This window comes from Rhodococcus sp. 14-2470-1b (assembly GCF_002259415.1).
Classification (GTDB): domain Bacteria; phylum Actinomycetota; class Actinomycetes; order Mycobacteriales; family Mycobacteriaceae; genus Rhodococcoides.
In genome coordinates, this window is sequence record NZ_NPFY01000010.1 from 131,088 (window position 1) to 149,714 (window position 18,627).

Consider the following 18,627-nt stretch of genomic DNA (forward strand, 5'->3'; position numbering starts at 1 on the left):
GGTGTGGACAACTCGCGCTTACGCGTGCACATCGCGGAGCGTCGAGGGTGAAGCGTGCTGCCGGGACTTAGCACCCCTACTGCCGACTCCGCACGCCTACTCTGAGGCGAACAGGCGTGCGGAGTCGGTAAAAGGGGTGTCAGGTTTCCGCCTGCGTCAGCCCCTCGTAGGGAAACGACGGCGAGGACACTGCGAGGCTCAGACGCTCGTCGTCGGTGAGTCTGCCGATCAGTCGGTAGCCGTCGGGTGAGGTTGCACGGACGGACCCGAGCTCGCCGGCAGATCGGTCGTCGACGCTCCATCCCCAGTCGGCCCAGGCGTGTGCGAGGACGGACAGCGCATCCCGCCCGTTGCATCCGAGTACCCAGTACGCGGCCGAGAAGCGATGTGGCCCATCGATGGTGGTGTTGTCGTCGTAGGCGGGCTCGAACTTGCCGGGGGCGAGCTGTGATTCCGGGAAGCTGGGGTGGCTACGGTTCAACTGCACGTTCGACGGCAGTGCGCGTCGAGACTTCTCGAGTGCGTCCAGTGCGCTGTCTCGTGCGTCGGTGCCGGATATCGGTGTCATGCAGCACCCTTGCCTGCGATGATTCGGCCGATGGTGTCGAGGGCGGGGTTTCCGCGGTCGAAGTAGTTGCTTCCGTCGAAACGCGCGGTGCCCTCGACCGGGCTGGTGGCGTCGAGCGATCCGGGAAGGGACGTGTCGGCTGCGGCCACGACGACGTCTCCGTCGCCCAACGAAGCCCGTTCGACGACGACGCTGCCGTACCCGTGACCGAGGACGGTGTGGTGCGCGGCGTCGCCTTGGTGGGCCGCACGCAGACCTTCCTGGAACCGTTCCAGCCGCGGGGCGCCGGCGTCGGCGAAGCTGTCCGAGGTGGCGTCGAGCAGTGTGGGAGGGGCATTGTATCCCAGCCACGCGATGACCGAGTTGCGTGCGCCGCTGACCATGTTGGCGGAGTCCAGCAGGTTCTCCGCGCGTGAGAGGTCTCGTCCGATGGAGGCGAGCACCGTGGATGCTCCCGGCACGTAGGTGGCGACGTTGTGCGCGGTGTCGGGGTTGTTCAATGCCATTGTGCCCCGGCCGTGTTCGTCGATGTTCAACAGGTAGGTGGGCGCGCCGGCTCGGCTGAGTTCGGCTTGGACGGTGTCGTATCCGGCGAGGGCTGTCTCGGCGGCGTCGCGGTCGTCGAGCCATCGGGCGTAGTCGCGCAGGGCTGCTGCGTCGTCGTGGTTCTCGCTGGGGAGGTTGCGGTCGTGCAGCCAATCGGTGTGGCGCTCTTCGACTTCGGCGACACGGTCTCGCGCGTCGGACACGAGGGTGTGCAGGAGGACGGTGTTGTATCGGGACTTGTCGTCAGCGGGCAGTCCGTCGCGGTTGCCGATGGTCGGGTCCCACACTGCCAGGCCGTCGCGCTCGTACGGGGTGAGCCTGCTCCACAGCTCGGCCAGGTCGTGGGGTTCGTCGGGGAGGATTGATCGGATCTCCGGGATGTACGGCTGCGGCTCGACGACGGGCTGGAGGCCGAGGACCACGTCGACTGCGCGCTGCAGTTTGGTGGCGTAGGTGTAATCGGTGTCCACTGCACTGCTGAGCATGGATTGCAGTTGGGTTTCGATCCCCTGCGCACGCTGCTGCAGATCGGGGTCGGCGACGCGCACGCTGCCGTCGTCGAGGACGTCGAATCCACCGGCGAGCGCGGTGTCGACGACCGCGAGAACGGACTGTCGGACGGCGGCGATCTCCCGAGCGGCGGCGTCGAACACCGCGGTGTACGCGTCGACGGCGTCGACGATGCGGGTGTCGGCGACCTGGTCGACGAGAACCCGGGCGGTTTCGGCGGCGTCGCCTTCCCAGCGCTCGAGGGTGTCGCGTGCAGCGCGGGTGACGCTGCGGAGGGACTCGTCGAACATGCGGTTGATCTGTGCGATGTCGGCCCCGACGCAGGTGAGGGCGGCGGGATTCCAGGCTCGCAGTTGCGAGACGGTGACGGTCATGCCTGCTCACCGAGGAACTTGTGCAGTTGCTCGCGGAAGGCAGCCTCGGTTCGGTCGTAGCTCGTGGCACTCGATCCGGCGGCCTCGGCGATCTGACGGATACGTTCGGCGGCCGTGCGGTAGGCGGCGAGGACTGTTTCGGCGGAGTTGCCCGCGACGGCCCCGAACGCCGAGTGAGGCATGGCCTCGGCCCCTACCCGTAGCGGCGGCGACGGGTCGAGCGATGCCACAGCGTCGGCTGTCCTCGTCAGTGACGACGACAGCGCACGCAACGAGTCGGGATCGACCTGAAGCATCCGTACCCCCTCGGTTCGGCGACCGTGCCTCAGGCCGCCATCCGCATCAAACGCCTTCTATTCCTGTTCGACGCAGCAGGGAGTGAAACGGTTCCCTCGATTTCCGAGATGAAGCTACAACTTGCCTGTCATGGCCGCGGCAGCGAGAGCTATCAGCACTGCAGTCCACAGGCCGACGACCGCGGCAACGTGGAGGGGACGATTCTTACCGGGTGGGCGAGGGGGCGCCGTACGTGATGGCATGAGGTCGATTGTGCAGGAACATGCTCCTGGATTGGTTTCGAGAACAAAAAAATACTTCGGTTGAATGCATGAGCTTGGTCATACCTGCTACTTGTTCGACGGGGATGTCACGATCCGGGAGTTTGTTCGTCCGACGGATTCAGGAAGCATCCGGTCTGCGAGAACAGCGCTGCAGCCTCACGTGTGCCGAGCCCGAACTCTGTCTTGTCCTCGGCGAGCAGCTTCACGTCGTGATGCCCCGGCTCGTCGACGCGGACGACCAGCTGTGTCGCACCGACGCCGGCAGCGATCGCCTGCACACGCTCGAGCGCGGTCACCCACAGCTCGTCGGGGATGATGCCGTCGAACGCGACGTTGGGCAGTTTGTACGCCGTCGCGCTCGTCGGGTCGCCGGGGACCGCTTCGCACGGCATCGTCATTCCTTCGCGCACCCGTCGCCACGTCAGGCCAGGAACGACCGCGGACACTGCGTCGGCCATCTCCTCGACGACGGGGTCGAGCCGCGCAGCTTCGTCGAGAAAAGACCCTTTCGCGGCGAGTTCGGATTCGAGGTCCGGTTGCTGCTGTGGTTCGTTCACCGTCGAGCATCCCCCTGAGGTCAGTGCGAAGATCGCGAGAATTGTTGCGAGGGCACGTTTCATTTCATCACCAGGTCCGGTCGGCCGATTCCGATGACGGCGAGGTTGTATCCCGACGTCCGTAGTTCACCGTTGCTTCCGAGCCTCGGGTAGCCGGAGTGATCGTCGACGCCGTCGCGTGCAATACCGTCGGGTGTCGTTCCGGGTGCCGTCGAGATCTCTTGGTAGTTGTTGTTGTACGGGCCTGCTTCGAACGGCGAGAACGGGCCGAGTCGGCCGAGGCTCGTCACGTAATCGCCTTCGGCATCCATGACCCACACGTCCTCGTAGTCCATGCCCATCTCCGAGGTCCCGACTGCATTGAGTCCGGGTGAACCGTAGAACACTGCGTTGTCCACCACCTCGGATCCGCCGTGCTGCAGCGCTTCCGACGTGGTGAGGGAACCGTAGGAGTGGCCGAATGCGCTGATGTTCGGGTCGGGGTTGGTGGACGCAGCATCGAGCCCGTGGAAGTAGGACGCCAGCGATGCTCCCCCGTCCTTCGCGATCTCGTCCGATGCTACGTCGCCGGCTCCGCTGATGCTGTCCCACCAGCTGACACCGCCGAGTTCCGGTGGCTGGTAACCGATCCACGCGACGTTGGCGACGGTCTCGTCCGAACGTCCGGCGAGTTCGAGCTGATCCATCATCTCGCCGTTGATGTTCTTCGCCTCTCGGACCATCGATTCCAGCGAGTCGCCGATGTTCGTGCCGAGCCCCGGTGTGGTGACCGTGACGTGATCGGCGCTGTCCGGGTTTCCGACGGCGATGGCGGCGAGTCCACGCTCGTGGCTCGTCATGTCGTAGACGGTCAACAGCGCGCCTGGGTTGTCCTTCAGGGATCGCTCGATGGACTCGAGGTCCGCGAGTTTGTTCTGGACATGTCCGAGCGCGGCGTCGTCGTCGGAGAAGAATCCGCCGAAGGTGTTGTCGTCGAGCTTCGCCCGCAGGGCGGTCGCCTCCTGTTCGAGTCGCTCGCGGTCTCCGGCGATCTGGGAGATGTTGGCTTCACTCCTCGCCGACGCCGGAATACCGTCGAGGTTGCCGATGAGCTGTGGATGTTCCGAGATCATCTGTGCTCGTTGCTCCTCGGGCAACGCATCCCAGTAGGCGTCCACCTGCGATGCGGTGGCGTCGCGAGGAGGGAACGGTGCGCTCAGCTCGCCCTGACCGGCTCCCGTGGTCAGGCTCGACGCGAGATCGACGGCACCGTCGCCCACGAGGGTGCCGTCGCCTGCTCTGGCCAGCACCTGCGCGGCGTCGGCGTCGATGTCGACGGCCTGCATGATCAGCGCATGCGCGGAGTCGTGCAGGTCGGCGCGAATTTTCTCTCGAACGGCACGCGCCGATGGGTCCGTGGGCGGTACGGCGAACGCCGCGTCGAGAACACCTCCGGCTTCGGTGATCAGCATCGAGTTGGCCGTCGCCGTCTCACGCAGGCCGCCCAGTTGCGACTGCAGGTGTGCGACGGCTACCCGCGTCTGCTGGGTCAGTGCCCGCACGGCACCGATCCCGACTGCGTCGTGGTTGACGTCGGCTCTCGTCAGCCCGGAGGCGTTCCGTGCCGCGGCAGACGCGTCGCCGGTCCATCCCGGGAGACTTTCGATGGCCGCGAGCTCGTTCTCCACGTCTGCCAGGACCGCGATCCGCGTCGTGAGCGTTTCTTCCAGCGCATCGAGCGCGCCGATGTCCCACCGATCGATGTCCCCCAGATTCATTCCGCCCCCGGTTCTGCCTGTCCCCACAGGCGTGGCCAAGGATAGACGACAGCGCCGCGAACTCAGTCGAGGTTCAGGAGCGGCGTCCGGTGCGAGGAGACGGCCGATGCCGTGGTCGCGTCCGCGTGTGCGTATCCGTCGGCCGAGAATCGCAGACCTTGTTCGAGGTCGTCGAGGTTCTGCACCACCGCGGTGCGCGCAGTCGACATCTGCTCGACGAAGGCGTCGAACTGTGGTTTCGAGGTCACCGACCACCCGCGCACGGATCCCGAGGCGTCGGCTTCGGTTGTTTTCAGCCTGCTGTTCGCGTCGTCGGCGAGTGCGCGGGTGCGACCTGCCGCGGCCGCGAGTACTGCTGGATCAACGTCCATCTGGCCCCCCTGGGCATCGATTCAACTTCCGATCGGCCGAAATCCTGCTCCTGTGCCGCCTCGTGCGTTCAACCGGGCCAGAGATTCGGCCGCGGATGCGTAGACGGTCGGGCTCAGGACGGGGACGGTGTCGGCGTGGCTGGCGATGCCGACGAGTGTGGTTCCGCTGACCAGAGCTCCGCCCGAGTCGGCCCACAACGTGGGTGTTCCGGTGACGATGTCGGTGTCCGGTCGGACGTCCAGGACCGTGCCGCATGTCGTGGCGGTGGCGGCGCCGATCTTGCAGACAGGCTGGCCGGGGAATGTGGGTCCGATGTCGGTGACGGTGATCCCGCCGCGCGAGGACACGGGTGTCACCTTGGCCGGATCGAGTTCGACGACACCGTAATCCGGCCCCCAGTGACCCGAAACCGTGACGCCGACCGGTCCGGCACCGGGGTTCTCGACGAGGGTGACCGGCAGGCCCGGGGACAGTACACAGTGCCCGGCGGTCAGTCCGACGAGTCGTCCGCCCGCGTCGTATCCGACAGCAGCGAACGAGCACGCCGTGAGGTCTTCGATGCCTCCGGTCGTGATGTATCCCGTCCCCGGCCCGACGAGAGCAGCGGGGGCAGCGAGAGCACCGGGGGCAGCGAGGACCGGCGATGCCGCCGCAATGCTCGCGACGAACGAGAACACGGCGGCTGCGCCGAGCTGCTTCGCGTTCATTCCTTGTATCGCCTCGACGGTGCAACGCCGTTGTCGAGTGCTCCCGGCTTGCGCACGGAGGTCGCCGGTGGCCGTGGGGTCCCCGGTGGCGTTCCGGGAGGCGTTGCCGTCGGCGGACGCGGTGTCGACGTGCGAGGCGGCCCGGCCTCGTAGGACGTCGGTGCAGCCGGCGGCTGTCCCGTTCCGTACGGGGATGCGGGTGGTGTGGCCGGAGGCGGGGTCACCGGGGGCTGTGCTGCGGGAGGCGCAACCGGTGGTGATGCCTGAGGCGGCGCGGCCTGCGGTGAGGAAGCCTGCGGTGAGGAAGCCTGCGGTGAGCCAGCCTGGCTGCCGTCCCATGCTGTGGCGCTCGATCCAGGTGTCACTGGATTGGGGGTCTGACGAGGAATCGACGAGTCCGTCTCGTAGTAGTACGAGTAGTTGTCGCCGCCCTTGCGTCCGGCGGGCATCATCGTGAACACGGCGCCGAGGATGTGCGCGCCGATGGTTTCGAGGTTGCCGACGGCACGGGCGACCTCGTTCTCGGTGGTGTGGCCGTAGCGGGCGACGACCAAGGCGCCGTCGCTATGGGTGGTCAGCAGTGCGGAGTCGGTGACCGGGAGCAGCGGGGCACCGTCGACGATGATGTAGTCGAATCGGCCGCGGAGTTCGTCGATGACGCGCCTGGATGCTTCGGAGCCGAGGAGCTCCGACGGGTTGGGCGGCAGCGGTCCGGAGGCTAGTACTTCGAGGCCTTCGTACTTGGTGGGCTGCATGACGTCGGACAGGTCGGCCTGGTTGGCCAGGACGGTGGACAGACCGACGGATCCGATCAGTCCGAGGTACTTGGAGACGCGCGGACGCCGCAGGTCGCCTTCGACAAGTGCGACGTGGTGGCCGGCCTCGGCGAGGGCGAGGGCGAGGTTGACGGCGACGGTCGTCTTTCCTTCGGCCGGAACGGCACTGGTGACGACGATGACGCGCGGCGGGTGGTCGACTTCGAGGAACTGCAGGTTAGTACGCAGTTCGCGGTAGGACTCGGCGCTCGGCGAGTGTGCCGCGCCGAATTCGACGACGGCGTTCTCCTTGAGGTTCTTGTCGAACGGCAGGCTTCCGACGAGGGGTGTCTTGGACGCTGCTTCGAGCTTGGTGCGGGTCTTGATGGTGTTGTCGAGTCGGTCGCGCAGTACTGCGAGTGCGATGCCGAGCAGCAGGCCGACGGCGGCACCGAGGGCGAGGTTGCGGGTGGTCTTGGGGCTGACGGGCGCCGACGATTCCTTTGCTTGCTCGACCAGTCGCACTCCGGCAGCGGGTGTTCCGCCGTCTTCCGGCGTCTCGAGTTCACGGACCAAGGTGGTGAGCTGCGTTGCGAGGGAGTTGGCGATGTCGCGTGCCAGGCCGGGCGAGGTGTCGACGACGACGATGTCGAGCAGAACGGTGTCCGGGGTGGACGTGGCCGTGACCTTCGAGGCGAGCTGGGCCGGCGTCATGTTCAGGCCCAGTTCGTCGATCGTCCGTGCGGCGAGTGTCTCACCGGTGACGAGCTCGGAGTACGACGCGACGCGCTGCTGCGAGAACAGGTTGCCCTGGTAGGTCTCGCTGACGGTCGATCCTCCCGATGTCGAGACGAACACGCGGCTCGACGACTGGTAGGTCGGTGTGGTCAGCAGTGACACCGCAAGTGCACCCAGCACTGCGACGGCCACGGTGACCACGATGACCATCCATCTCGTTCGCAGTATCTGTAGGTAGTCCTGGATTTCCACTTGGGGCTCCCTCATCTTTTCCAGCAACGCTCGTGTTCATGTTTTCATGCTTGTCGGTCTTCTCGCGCGCTAGTTCATCAGCACTCGCCCGGCGTCAGGGTGAACTGCACGACATCTATGCGGCCGTCCTTGAATCTGGACGAACATCCGGTCAGGTAATGGATATATCGCTCGTAAACTTCGCTCGAAGACAACGCAATTGCGTCGTCTCGTCTCGCAACTAAGCGATCGGTCCATTCGTCGAGCGTTCTCGCGTAGTGCGGCCCGAGTGCGTGCTCACGTTCGAGCCGTAAGCCCGCTTCGGACGCTTTGGCGATCACCATGTCGGATTGTGCGAGCTGTCCGCCGGGGAAGATCTCTCGCATGATGAAGCGTACGAAGTGTGCGTCCTCGCGGGTGAACACGACGCCGCTGGCCAGCACTTCGGCGATAGGTCTCATGACGATGGTGTGCAACAACATTCGGCCATCGGGAGGCAGCAGGGCTCGGCATTTGTCGAAGAATGCGGAGTAACGCTGGCGCCGGAAGTGCTCGAACGCCCCGACGCTGACGATGCGGTCGATGGTTCGGCCGGCGGGTGGGCTGAACTCCTCCCATCCCTGCAGACGGATCTCGACGCCGTCGAGGTGTGCGACGACGGCAGTGGCGCGGTCGAATTGGTTGCGGCTCAGTGTGAGTCCGATGACGTCGACGCCGTACTTCTCGGCGGCGCGCTTGGCGAGTGCACCCCATCCGCATCCGATGTCCAGCAACGTCATTCCGGGTTGCAGATCCAGCTTGCCGAGTGCCAGGTCGATCTTGGCGGTCTGGGCTTCCTCGAGCGTCATGTCCTCGCGTTCGAAGTACGCGCAGCTGTAGGTCATGCTCGTATCGAGGAACAGGGCGAAGAATTCGTCCGAGAGATCGTAGTGCGCTTGGACGTTGTCCACATAGGGCTGCAGATTGGTGGTCATCACGCCACACCTTCCTTCGGCAGAAGCGGGCCGAGTTCTCGGCCGAGTGCGTGGGCGCCTGCTTCACCCAGCATGTTCTCGTGTTCGACGTCGACCCGCACTACCGAGACCAGGCCGTCGACGAACTCGTGCCACTGCTCCGCGCCGCGTGACCCGCGTGCTGCGAAGTAGAGAACGTCCCCCTTGAACACCTGCGGCCGGTACGCGGCGACCCACTGCGGCGCGTCGGCGACGGGTGCGTACATGCGACGCAGGTTGTCGACGGTCAGGAAGGCGAGTTCGCCGCGGCCGTGGACCAGTCCGTCTCGGATCTCGTCGAACGATTCGCCTTCCACGCCGAGCTGTTCGGCGAGGTCGGCGATACTGAACGGTGCGCTGTCGGTGGGCGCGGTCAGGGTCGCGTCGATCAGCGTCAACTGCGCCACTTCCTCGCCCATGGACTGCAACTGGACGGCGGCAGCGTGGGCGATCACGCCGCCGAGCGACCATCCGAGCAGGTGGTACGGGCCCTCGGGTTGGACGGCGCGAATCTCGGCGATGTAGCGCGCGGCGAAATCCTCGATGGTCGACGGCGCATCCTCCCCGCTTGCGATGCCGGGAACCTGCAGTCCGAAGAGCGGCCTGTCGGTCGCGCTCAGCAACGCGAGGTAACTCCACGCGATCCCGATGGCCGGGTGGATGCAGAACAGCGGCTCACCGGGGCCGTCGGTGCGGATCGGGAGCAGCACGTCGAACGCGCCGCCGTGGTCACGGGCGCCGGTCTGGAGCTGCGCGGCGACGCCGGCCACGGTGGGGTGAGTCAGCATGGCCGTCACCGGGATCGTCAGCCCCAGGCGATCTCCGAGAGCGTCGACCACTTGCACCACCGACAGCGAATGACCGCCGAGATCGAAGAAATTGTCGCCGACGCCGAACTTGTCGGCCGGCAGATCGAGCACGCCGGAAAACACCTCGTGGACTGCTCGCTCGAGCGGTGTCGTCGGCGAGAGCTTCGGATCCGACGCCGGTGCCGGCTCCGGCAGGCGTGCCACGTCGACTTTGCCGGACCGCGTCATCGGGAGGGTGTCGACGCGGGTGACCGTGCTCGGAACCATGTAGGCGGGCAGGGTGCGGGCGAGGAACTCGCGCACCGAGCGCGGCCGCGCTGATCCGACGATATAGGCGGCAAGCGATCCACTGCCGTTGGAGCCACTGCCGTCGGCTCCGCTGCGTCCGATCGCCGACGCCTGTTCCACTCCCGGGTGCTGCAGGAGCGTGGACTCGACTTCGCTGAGTTCCACTCGGTGACCACGGATCTTGATCTGGGAATCGGCGCGGCCCAGGTATTCGAGCGAGTAGTCGAGTGAGTCTCCGAACCATCTCACCAGATCACCTGTGCGATAGAGACGTCCGGTTCCGAACGGGTTGGCCACGAAGCTGCTCGACGTCCACCCCGGCTTACGCAGGTATCCCTCGGCGAGACCGTCGCCGGCCAGATAGAGCTCGCCGACGATGCCCTCCCCCACCGGTCGCAGCCGGGCGTCGAGGACGGCGGTGGTGAATCCGCGGGTCGGTCGGCCGATGGTGACCGGGCCGGCCGGGGGCGCAGCGTCCGTGCACGTGCTCATGACGGTGCCTTCGGTGGGTCCGTAGGCGTTGAACACGCGGCGACCCGTCGACCATCGTTGCAGCAGCGCGGTATTGGCGGCTTCACCGGCCATGATGACGACCTCGACCGACGGGGTGGCGTGCGGATCGGTGATCTGCAGGACTGTCGGCGTCAGGCACACGTGGGTCACCTTGTGCTGCGCGATCAGGGCTTCCAGTGCGCGTCCGGCGTACACGTCGGGCGGGCCCACCACGACAGTTCCACCGGAGCCGAACGCGAGCAGCAGTTCGAAGACGGATGCGTCGAAGCCGAGCGATGCGAACTGCAGCACGCGTGAGCCGGGCGTCACGTCGAACAGTGCACGCTGGCTTTCGACGAGGTCCGCGATCCCTCGGTGCGTGACGCGCACACCCTTGGGCGTTCCGGTGGAACCGGAGGTGTAGATGACGTACGCGGTGCTGTCGACGGGAACGGGCCGAGGCTGAAAGGTCTCGTCTTCGTCCTCGCCAACGGTGAGCCAGTGAGGTCGAGCTGTCTCGGTACCGGCGACTGCGATCCCGGTGTAGGGGGCCGCGTCGGTCAGGATCTCGCGGATCCGGTGGGCCGGCAGCGTCGTGTCGATCGGAAGGTATCCGGCGCCGGACTTGGTGACCGCCCAGAGCGCGATGACGGACTCGGCCGACCGTGGCAGGGCCACAGCAACGAGCGACCCCGGCTCCACACCGCTCCGAACCAGGCTCTGAGCCAGGGCATTCGAGCGCTCGTCGAGGTCGCGGTACGTCAGCTGCGCATCACCGTCGACGACGGCGGTGTTGTCCGGCCACCGACGCGCCGCCTCGGTGAACACGGTGGCCAGCGTGTACTGCTCGGCAGAGCCGTCGGTGCTGACGACTGTCGAGGGGTCTGCTGCGGCGAAGTCGGCACTGCCCAACCGGACGCTCGGGTCGCGCGCGACGAGGGTGAGCACTGCCGCCAACCTGTCCGCCAGCGCAGCGGGCACCGACGGCCCGAAGCGTGACGGCGAATAAGCGAGGCGCCCGGTCAACCCGTCGACTGTCTCTTCGACGACCACTTCCAGGTCGAACTGTGTGCTCTCGATGTCGATGCGCCGGGGCGTCACGGAGGCGGATCCGAATTCGATTGTCGGCGAATCGAGTTCACCCATCGCGAGCAACACCTGGAACAGCGGGTGCGTGTCGAGTGTGCGGGTGGGCGCCACGGCGTCGACCACCCACTCGAACGGAACCTCGGAGTTGGCGAAGGCATCGAGGTCGCGGTTGCGCACGTCGATCACGAATTCCTCGAACGTCGTCGACGGCTGCACGTCCGTCCGCAGTACGACGGTGCCGACGAACATGCCCACCAAATCGTCCAGCGCGGGGTCCGTCCGGCCGGAGACCGGGGTACCGATGGCGATGTCCGATGAGCCGCTTGCCTCGGCCAACACGGCCGCGAGGGCTGCGTGAACGACGACGAACACCGTCGCCCCCAGGCGATGCGCCAACCCGCGGAGGTCGCCGAGGGTGTCTGCGTCGATTCGAAATTCGCCGGGAACGTACGCAGCGTCGACGTCGGGCGTGCCGGTCGGCAGGTCGAGGTAATCGGGTAGTCCCGCCAGCGCGGTGCGCCAGTAGTCGAGCTGGGGTGCGGCAACGCTGGCGAGGACGTCCTGCTGCCACAGCCGATAGTCGGCATAATCGACTGCCAGCGGTTCGAACTCGGGTGCCGAACCTGCACTGCGTGCTGTCAGTGCAGTATCGACATCCCGCGCCAGCGGGCCGAGAGACATCCCGTCCACAGCAATATGATGCGCAACCACCGTCAAAACGCGCGCTGGGTGCTCGGGTCGCTCCTGCAGGCTCCGCTCCTGCAGGGAGAGTCTCACCGGTGGTTCGATTGTCAGATCGAAGCCCTCGATGGGTGCGGCCGATGCGTCGGCGTGCCGTTCGTCGAGAGAGGAGACGACGGTGTCTGCGTCGAGCAGTGTGGTCGTGGGGCCGTCCGGCGTCGACGGGTACACCGTGCGCAGCGGCAGGTGACGCTCGACGACGTCGGTGATGGCAGCTCGTAGTACCTCGACGTCCACGTCGTCGGGCAGCGGGAGTTCGAACGCGATGTTGTAGGCCGCAGACTCGGGTGCGTACCGATTCTGCAGCCAGATCCGGCGTTCGGCGGGGGCCAGGTGCGTGAACGAGCGTGCTTCGGCGTGATGGATCAACGCAGGTGGCGGCATGTACTGCGTGGACAGCTTCTGCACCGATGCGCCGAGGAGCTTTGCCGTGGGCGATTCGAAGATCGTGCGCACTGGCACATGGGTTCCCAGCGCCGCGCCGATCCGGGTGGCGGCTCGGGCCGCGCTCAACGAGTCGCCGCCGAGGACGAAGAAATTGGCGTCGACGCCCACATTCTCGGCAGTACCGCCGAGGATGTCGGCGAAGATCCCGAGGATCACGTCCTCGGCGAGGGTGCGCGCCGCCGTGTCACCGGTGAGCGCTTCGGGCGATTCCAGCGAGCGAGTATCGACTTTTCCATTGGCGGTCAGTGGTAGTCGATCGATCGGCACGATCGCCGAGGGCATCAGCGTCAGCGGCAATCTCTCCAGCAGCCACAGTTTGGCGTCGTGCTCGCCCAGTCCGACGACCCACGCCACGATTCGGCCGTCGCGTGCGTCGGCGACGGCTGCAGCGACATCGGGATGCGTGCGCAGCGCTGCCTCGATATCACCCAGTTCCACTCGCACACCGCGAATCTGGACCTGTGAATCGATGCGACCGCGGAAGTCGAGCTCGCCGTCCTTGACGATGCGTACCTGGTCACCGGTCCGATAGAGGCGGGTACCGCCCGGGCCTGCGACGAAGCGCTCGGCGGTCAACGCTGCACGCGAGCCGTAACCACGAGCCAGACCGCCCGCCAGATACAGCTCGCCGACGCCTCCGCGCGGCACCGGCTGCAACCGCGTGTCCAGTACGTGCGCCGAGATGTGTGCGAGGGGGCGCCCGATGGTGACGGGAGTGTCGGTCGTCAGGCCGTCGGTCAGCGTCGCCACCACGGTGGCTTCGGAGGGGCCGTATGCGTTGAGCATCAGCCGGTTCGGACTCCACTGCGTCACGACGTCGGCTCCGAGGACGTCACCGCCGACGGCTACCGTCGTCACGCTGTCCACGGGCGGGACCGTGGCGAGGACTGCGGGTGTGGACAAGAAGTGCGTGACGGCGTGTTCGGTGAGGAACTGGGCCATCGCGTCGCCGTCGACCAGGTCGGTCGGGGCGATCACGAGTGTAGCGCCCGCACCGAACGCCAAGATCAACTCCAACATCGCTGCGTCGAAGTTGACCGAATAACCGTGCAGTACCCGGGATTCTGCGTCGACGCGATAGCGCGGAATGACCTGCTGAGCCAAGGCATGGACGGTTCCGTGGGCCACGGCGACCGGTTTGGGTGTGCCCGTGGATCCGGAGGTGTGGATGACGTAGGCGGGGTGCGCCGGCAGCAGCGTCGAGGTGCGCTCGGCGTCGGCGACGGGAGCGTCGCTGAGCAGCAGGGCCGCGGCTTCGTCGACCCAGTCGATTCCGGTCTCGTTGCCCCCGAACCCGATTCGGATGCCGTCGAGGATTGCTGTGCGTCGGGCTGCGGGGTAGGTCGGGTCGACGGGGACGAACGCGGCCCCGGCCTTCGCCACGGCCCACAGGGCCAGCACGTAGGCCGCCGAGCGTTCCAGCGACAGTGCGACCAGTGATTCCGGCCCGACTCCCTCGGCGATGAGCAGGCGCGCGACGCGGTTGGACCGACGGTCCAACTCGTCGTACGTCAGCGTCTCGGCTCCGTCGAGAGCGATATTTCCGTCGGTCCACACGTCCAGCAGAGTGCCGACGGGTGCATCCACGGCGGGCTGCTCAACCTGCCCCAGTTCGATGTCGCCCACCACCACGTCGGGTGTGTGGGCGACGGTGCTGAGCACGGTGAGCAGGGTGTCCGCGAAGTGCTGGACCGTCCGGTGCTCGTACAGGTCGGCGGCGTACTCGATTTGGCCGGTGATGCCGTCGGCGGTCTCGGTGAGCACGAGTCCGAGGTCGAACTCCGAGGTGTGCGTCGGAACCGGAACAACGGTGATAGGGAGGTCGTCCACCGGTTGATGCTGCGCGTTGTCGAACGCGAGCATGACCTGGAAGATCGGGTGCCGGTCCAGCGATCGGTCCGTCGCGAGGGCGTCGACGATGCGCTCGAACGGCAGCTCGGTGTGCGCGAACGCCTCCAGGTCGTTGTGTCGCACGGCGGCAAGCAGTTCCGTGAAGGTCGACGAGGGGTCGACGTCGACCGTCAGGGGCACGGTTCCGACGAACATCCCCACCATGTCGTCGAGTGCCTCGTGGCCGCGGCCGGCCGACGGTGTGCCGACGACGGTGCGGGTGGCGTCACCGAATCGGCTGAGAGTGGCGGCGAGGGCTGCGTGTACCACCATGAATGTCGTTGCGTTGGAGGCCTTCGCGAGATCGCGAACGGCGGAGTGCACCGACGCGTCGACGGTGATTGGGACGTCGGCCGTGACCAGGGACTGCACCGGCGGACGTGGACGGTCGGCGGGTAGCTCGGCGGGTAGCTCGGCCAACGGGCCTTCGATATCCAGCGCGGCTCTCCAGTAGGCGAGCTGACTGTCCGCGACGGCGTCGACGACAGCTCGGTTCCACACCGCGTACTGGCTGTACTGCGCGGGGAGCCTCGACCACGTGGGCGCGTGCCCGGCGAGCCGAGCGGCGTGTGCGACGGCGAAGTCACGGACCAGCGGGTCGATGGACCAGCCGTCGATCGCGATGTGATGCAGCACGATCACGACGGTCACGCTCCGACCGGAGCGCAGAACAGCAGCGCGGATCGGCACGTCGTCGGCAACGTCGAAGCCGGCCGACGCCAGTGCGGCGATGCGTGCACCCAGATCGTCCGAGTTCACCGCGTACGTGGGGATGTGGCGCAGCACCTGGCCGGTGGGCTTCACCACCTGGCGTGGGCCGTCCTCGTCCGCGGGGAAGTACGTGCGTAGCGATTCGTGCCGTTCCAGCACGTCCCGCAGTGCGGCCACCACGATCGATCCGTCGCCCGGGGTCGCATCGGTGATCCGCAGCGCGACCGGCATGTTGTACGCCGGAGAGCTGGCGTCGAACTGGTTGAGGAACCACATTCGCTGTTGCGAGTAGGACAGTGGAATGCGTGTCGGCACCGGCATATCGAACAGAGCCTGAGTGTCGAGCAAGTCCAGCGACGATCCCTGATCGACGGATGCGTCGAGGGCGGCGGCGACTCCGGCGACGGTGGGGGCGTCGAACAGCGTCGGCAGTGTGACCGCGCCGCCGAGCCGGGACAGCACGCGCGTGGCGCTGAGAGAGTCCCCGCCGAGGTCGAAGAACGAGTGTTCGCGTCCGACAGCCTGTCCAGCGAGAACACCGGCACCGAGAACGCCGGCACCGAGGACGTCGGCGAAGACGGTCGCGACCAGCGTTTCGGTCTCGGTCCGCGGCGCCACGTACGCGGTGTCCTCGCCCACGACCGGCGCAGGCAGGGCACGTCGGTCGATCTTGCCGCTCGCGGTCATGGGGAAAGAATCGAGAACTGTGATGTGGGCCGGCACCATCCACCGCGGCAGGTGCGCGGTCAGATGCGCGTCCAGGTTGTCGGCAGAACCAGTGACGTACAGCGCGATTCGCTGATCGTGCACCGCCGCGACTGCCGCCGTGACGCCGGGCGATCGGGCGGCAACCGACTCGATCTCGCCGAGTTCCACGCGTCGCCCCTGCAGTTGGACCTGGCGATCGCTGCGGCCGAGGTACTCGAGCGCACTGCCGTCGACAGCCCACCGCACCACGTCTCCGGTGCGGTACAGCCGGGCGCCCCCGACGTCCGCGACGAATCGCGCGGCGGTGAGACCGGGTTGGCCGTCGTATCCGCGGGCGATGCCGTCGCCCCCGAGATACAGCTCGCCGACGCCTCCGCGCGGTGCGAGACGCAGGTGCGCGTCGAGAACAACGGCGCGGACGCCGGGAAGAGCGGAGCCGATCGTGACGCGTTCACCCACCGTCATGGGCTCGGAGAGCGTGGCCAGGACGGTCGCTTCCGTCGGTCCGTATGCGTTGAGCATCTGGCGACCGGACAACGCGCCGGCGGGCAAGTGACTGGAGGCTGCAGCGAACCTGTCACGCAGTTCCGGTGGGCATTCTTCACCGCCGACGTCGAACACGTCGATGCCCGCGAGGTCCTCGGGTTCGAGTGTCGAAAGGACAGCCGGGGAGGTCACGAGGTGGGTGATGCATTCTGCGGCAATGAAATCGGCCAGCATCCTGCCCGCGTACACCTCGGCGGGTGCGATCACCAGGGTGGCGCCGGCTGCGAACGCGGAGAGTATTTCCTGGATCGACGCGTCGAAGATCGGCGAGGCGAGGTGCAGCACCCGAGACTCCGGCGTCACCGAATAGCGTTCCACCACAGCAGTTGCCAACTGTGCGAGCCCGCGATGAGTGACGCTGACGGCTTTGGGACGCCCGGTACTCCCCGAGGTATGTACGAGGTAGGCCTCGTTGTCGACGCGTGTGGTCGGAGTAGCTATCTCGAACGACTGCGCGTCGAGCAGATCCTCGATGGCCAGCCACTGCACCGACCCGGGCAGCGACGCCGCGAGCTCGCGGGTGGTGATGCCGACCTCGACGGACGCGTCGGTGAGGATCTGCGTCAGCCGATCGGCCGGCTCGAACGGATCGACGGGCACGAACGACCCACCGGCTTTCGATACCGCCCACGCCGCCAGAAGCGAGTGATACGACCGTCGGATCGCCACGGCAATTCGCGTCTCGGCACCGGCCGGCAGCCGAGAGGCCACTCCAGCCGCGCTACGGGCGAAATCGGCAGCAGTGTGGTCGATTCCGTCGTATCGAACGACGGCAGATTTCTGTAGCAACGAGGTCAACCGCTGCGGCTCGGTGGTACCCCACGCTGCGCTGTCCTCCGCGCCGGGCACGGTGAGCTCCGAGACCGACAAGCCGTCGGGAGCGCCCACGAGTGCGCGCAGTAGGTCGAGAAACCGTGCGTGGTGGTAGCCGAGCTCCTCGGTGGTGTACACGGCGGGGTTTCCGAGAAAGTCGACGCGGGTGGTGGCCCCGGCTACTCCCGGATAGACGTTGACCATCATGTCGTCGATGGGGCCGCTCGACAGCACTCGATACTCGCCGACGACGTCGCCGAGTCGAATTGTGCTGTTGTACATCATGATGTTCACCGACGGGCCGAACGATCTTCTGTCCAACCGGAACCGCTGGTGCCGGAGTGCCCCGGTGAGCTCGACCTGAATGCGTCGGAGAAGCTCTTCGACGGTGACCCCGGCCTCGACGCCGATGCGCAGGGGTACGACGTTGGACATCATGCCGGAGGAGTCGCGCAGCTTGGTCGTCGCCCGGCCGGAGACGGGGAGGCTGAGCATGACGTCCTCGGTGTCGGTCATCCTCGCGAGGTACAGCGAGAACGCTGCGAGTACGACGGGCACGTCGGAGGAGTTGTAGCGGCGCGCGAGTTCGGCCATGGCGTCGGCGATCTCGGGCTCGAGCTCCGCCCCGACGCTGATCGAGATACCGCTCGGCACCGAGGACGACCGCGCGAGGCGCGGGGCGTCGCTGTGTCCGTCGAGCCGGCCGAGCCAGTACTGACGGTCGGTCTCGTAGCGGGACGACGCGGGGTAGGCGGCCTCGTAGTCGTAGATTTCGCGGACGCCGACGGCTCGGGTCTTCGGCGCATCGGTGCCGGTGAGCAGAGCGGTGTAGACGGCGGCGGTGCGTTCCTGGACGGAGATGGCTCCGAGGCCGTCCATGACGATGTGGTGGGCGCGGCTGAACCAGTAGTAGTGCTCGTCGCCGACCTGGATGATCTCCGACGCGATCAGTTGATCCCGCACCAGGTCGACAGGTGTGCGGTACTGCGCGTTCATGTACTCGTGGGCGTAGGCGACGGGGTCGAGTTGGACGCGGAAGTCCCGGTAGATCATCGCGTAGGGCACGCCCGAGTCGAACCATTGGTAGGGACGGCCGTCGATCTCGGTCAGCCGAACGCCCGGTGACTCGAGGTCACGACAGGCGATATCGGTGGCGCGGATGAGCGTCGGCGGGTCGATGTGGCCGCGGATCTCGACGTACTGCGCGATCGTGAACGGCACGTCCGGTGCCAGCTTCTGTGCGAAGTAGATGTTCATCTGGGCAGCAGAAAGCGGAAACAGGCCATCCTCCAACGGCGCACTTCCAGAAGACACTTCTGCTACCCCTCCTCAGGCTCACTGCGGACGGCTTCGCAGACAACTCAGCTACCCATACGGTCGTTCTGTAGGGTCGCAAAAACGACCTCGACCTCTCGTGGCCCCTCTA

Annotated in this window: 11 protein-coding genes; all 11 read right to left on the reverse strand. The window is 66.6% G+C overall.

Features of this window, described 5'->3' with window-relative positions:
* Positions 1 to 139: 139 nt before the first annotated feature.
* Complete coding sequence (locus tag CH293_RS06860; protein ID WP_094719746.1) at positions 140 to 568, reverse strand: hypothetical protein; 429 nt, start codon at positions 566 to 568, stop codon at positions 140 to 142.
* The gene (locus tag CH293_RS06865) at positions 565 to 1,998 is read right to left on the reverse strand and encodes an alpha/beta hydrolase (RefSeq protein WP_094719747.1); all 1,434 of its coding nucleotides are present in this window, start codon (positions 1,996 to 1,998) and stop codon (positions 565 to 567) included. The genes CH293_RS06860 and CH293_RS06865 overlap by 4 nt, the downstream gene beginning before the upstream one ends.
* On the reverse strand, positions 1,995 to 2,294 hold the full coding sequence (locus tag CH293_RS06870) for a type VII secretion target (protein ID WP_094719748.1): 300 nt from the start codon (positions 2,292 to 2,294) through the stop codon (positions 1,995 to 1,997). The genes CH293_RS06865 and CH293_RS06870 overlap by 4 nt, the downstream gene beginning before the upstream one ends.
* 114 nt (positions 2,295 to 2,408) lie before the next feature.
* Positions 2,409 to 2,537, reverse strand: coding sequence for a hypothetical protein (locus tag CH293_RS28495; RefSeq protein WP_254924982.1), 129 nt, complete (start codon positions 2,535 to 2,537; stop codon positions 2,409 to 2,411).
* A 107-nt stretch (positions 2,538 to 2,644) separates the two neighbouring features.
* A complete protein-coding gene (locus tag CH293_RS06880) occupies positions 2,645 to 3,178 on the reverse strand; it encodes an LppA family lipoprotein (RefSeq protein ID WP_094719749.1) in 534 nt (177 codons plus the stop codon).
* Positions 3,175 to 4,872, reverse strand: coding sequence for an alpha/beta hydrolase (locus CH293_RS06885; RefSeq protein WP_094719750.1), 1,698 nt, complete (start codon positions 4,870 to 4,872; stop codon positions 3,175 to 3,177). Before CH293_RS06885 ends, CH293_RS06880 begins: the two co-directional genes overlap by 4 nt.
* Positions 4,873 to 4,934: 62 nt before the next feature.
* Entirely contained in the window at positions 4,935 to 5,243 is a 309-nt protein-coding gene (locus CH293_RS06890; RefSeq protein ID WP_094719751.1) for a WXG100 family type VII secretion target, read from the reverse strand.
* 21 nt (positions 5,244 to 5,264) lie between these two features.
* On the reverse strand, positions 5,265 to 5,951 hold the full coding sequence (locus CH293_RS06895) for a hypothetical protein (RefSeq protein ID WP_094719752.1): 687 nt from the start codon (positions 5,949 to 5,951) through the stop codon (positions 5,265 to 5,267).
* Positions 5,948 to 7,696, reverse strand: a complete 1,749-nt coding sequence (locus CH293_RS06900; protein ID WP_255122727.1) for a polysaccharide biosynthesis tyrosine autokinase — start codon at positions 7,694 to 7,696, stop codon at positions 5,948 to 5,950. Before CH293_RS06900 ends, CH293_RS06895 begins: the two co-directional genes overlap by 4 nt.
* Before the next feature lie 77 nt (positions 7,697 to 7,773).
* Complete coding sequence (locus CH293_RS06905) at positions 7,774 to 8,649, reverse strand: cyclopropane mycolic acid synthase family methyltransferase (RefSeq protein WP_094719754.1); 876 nt, start codon at positions 8,647 to 8,649, stop codon at positions 7,774 to 7,776.
* Positions 8,649 to 18,515: a non-ribosomal peptide synthetase gene (locus CH293_RS06910; RefSeq protein WP_255122728.1), complete on the reverse strand. Its 9,867-nt coding sequence runs from the start codon at positions 18,513 to 18,515 to the stop codon at positions 8,649 to 8,651. Before CH293_RS06910 ends, CH293_RS06905 begins: the two co-directional genes overlap by 1 nt.
* Positions 18,516 to 18,627: the final 112 nt, after the last annotated feature.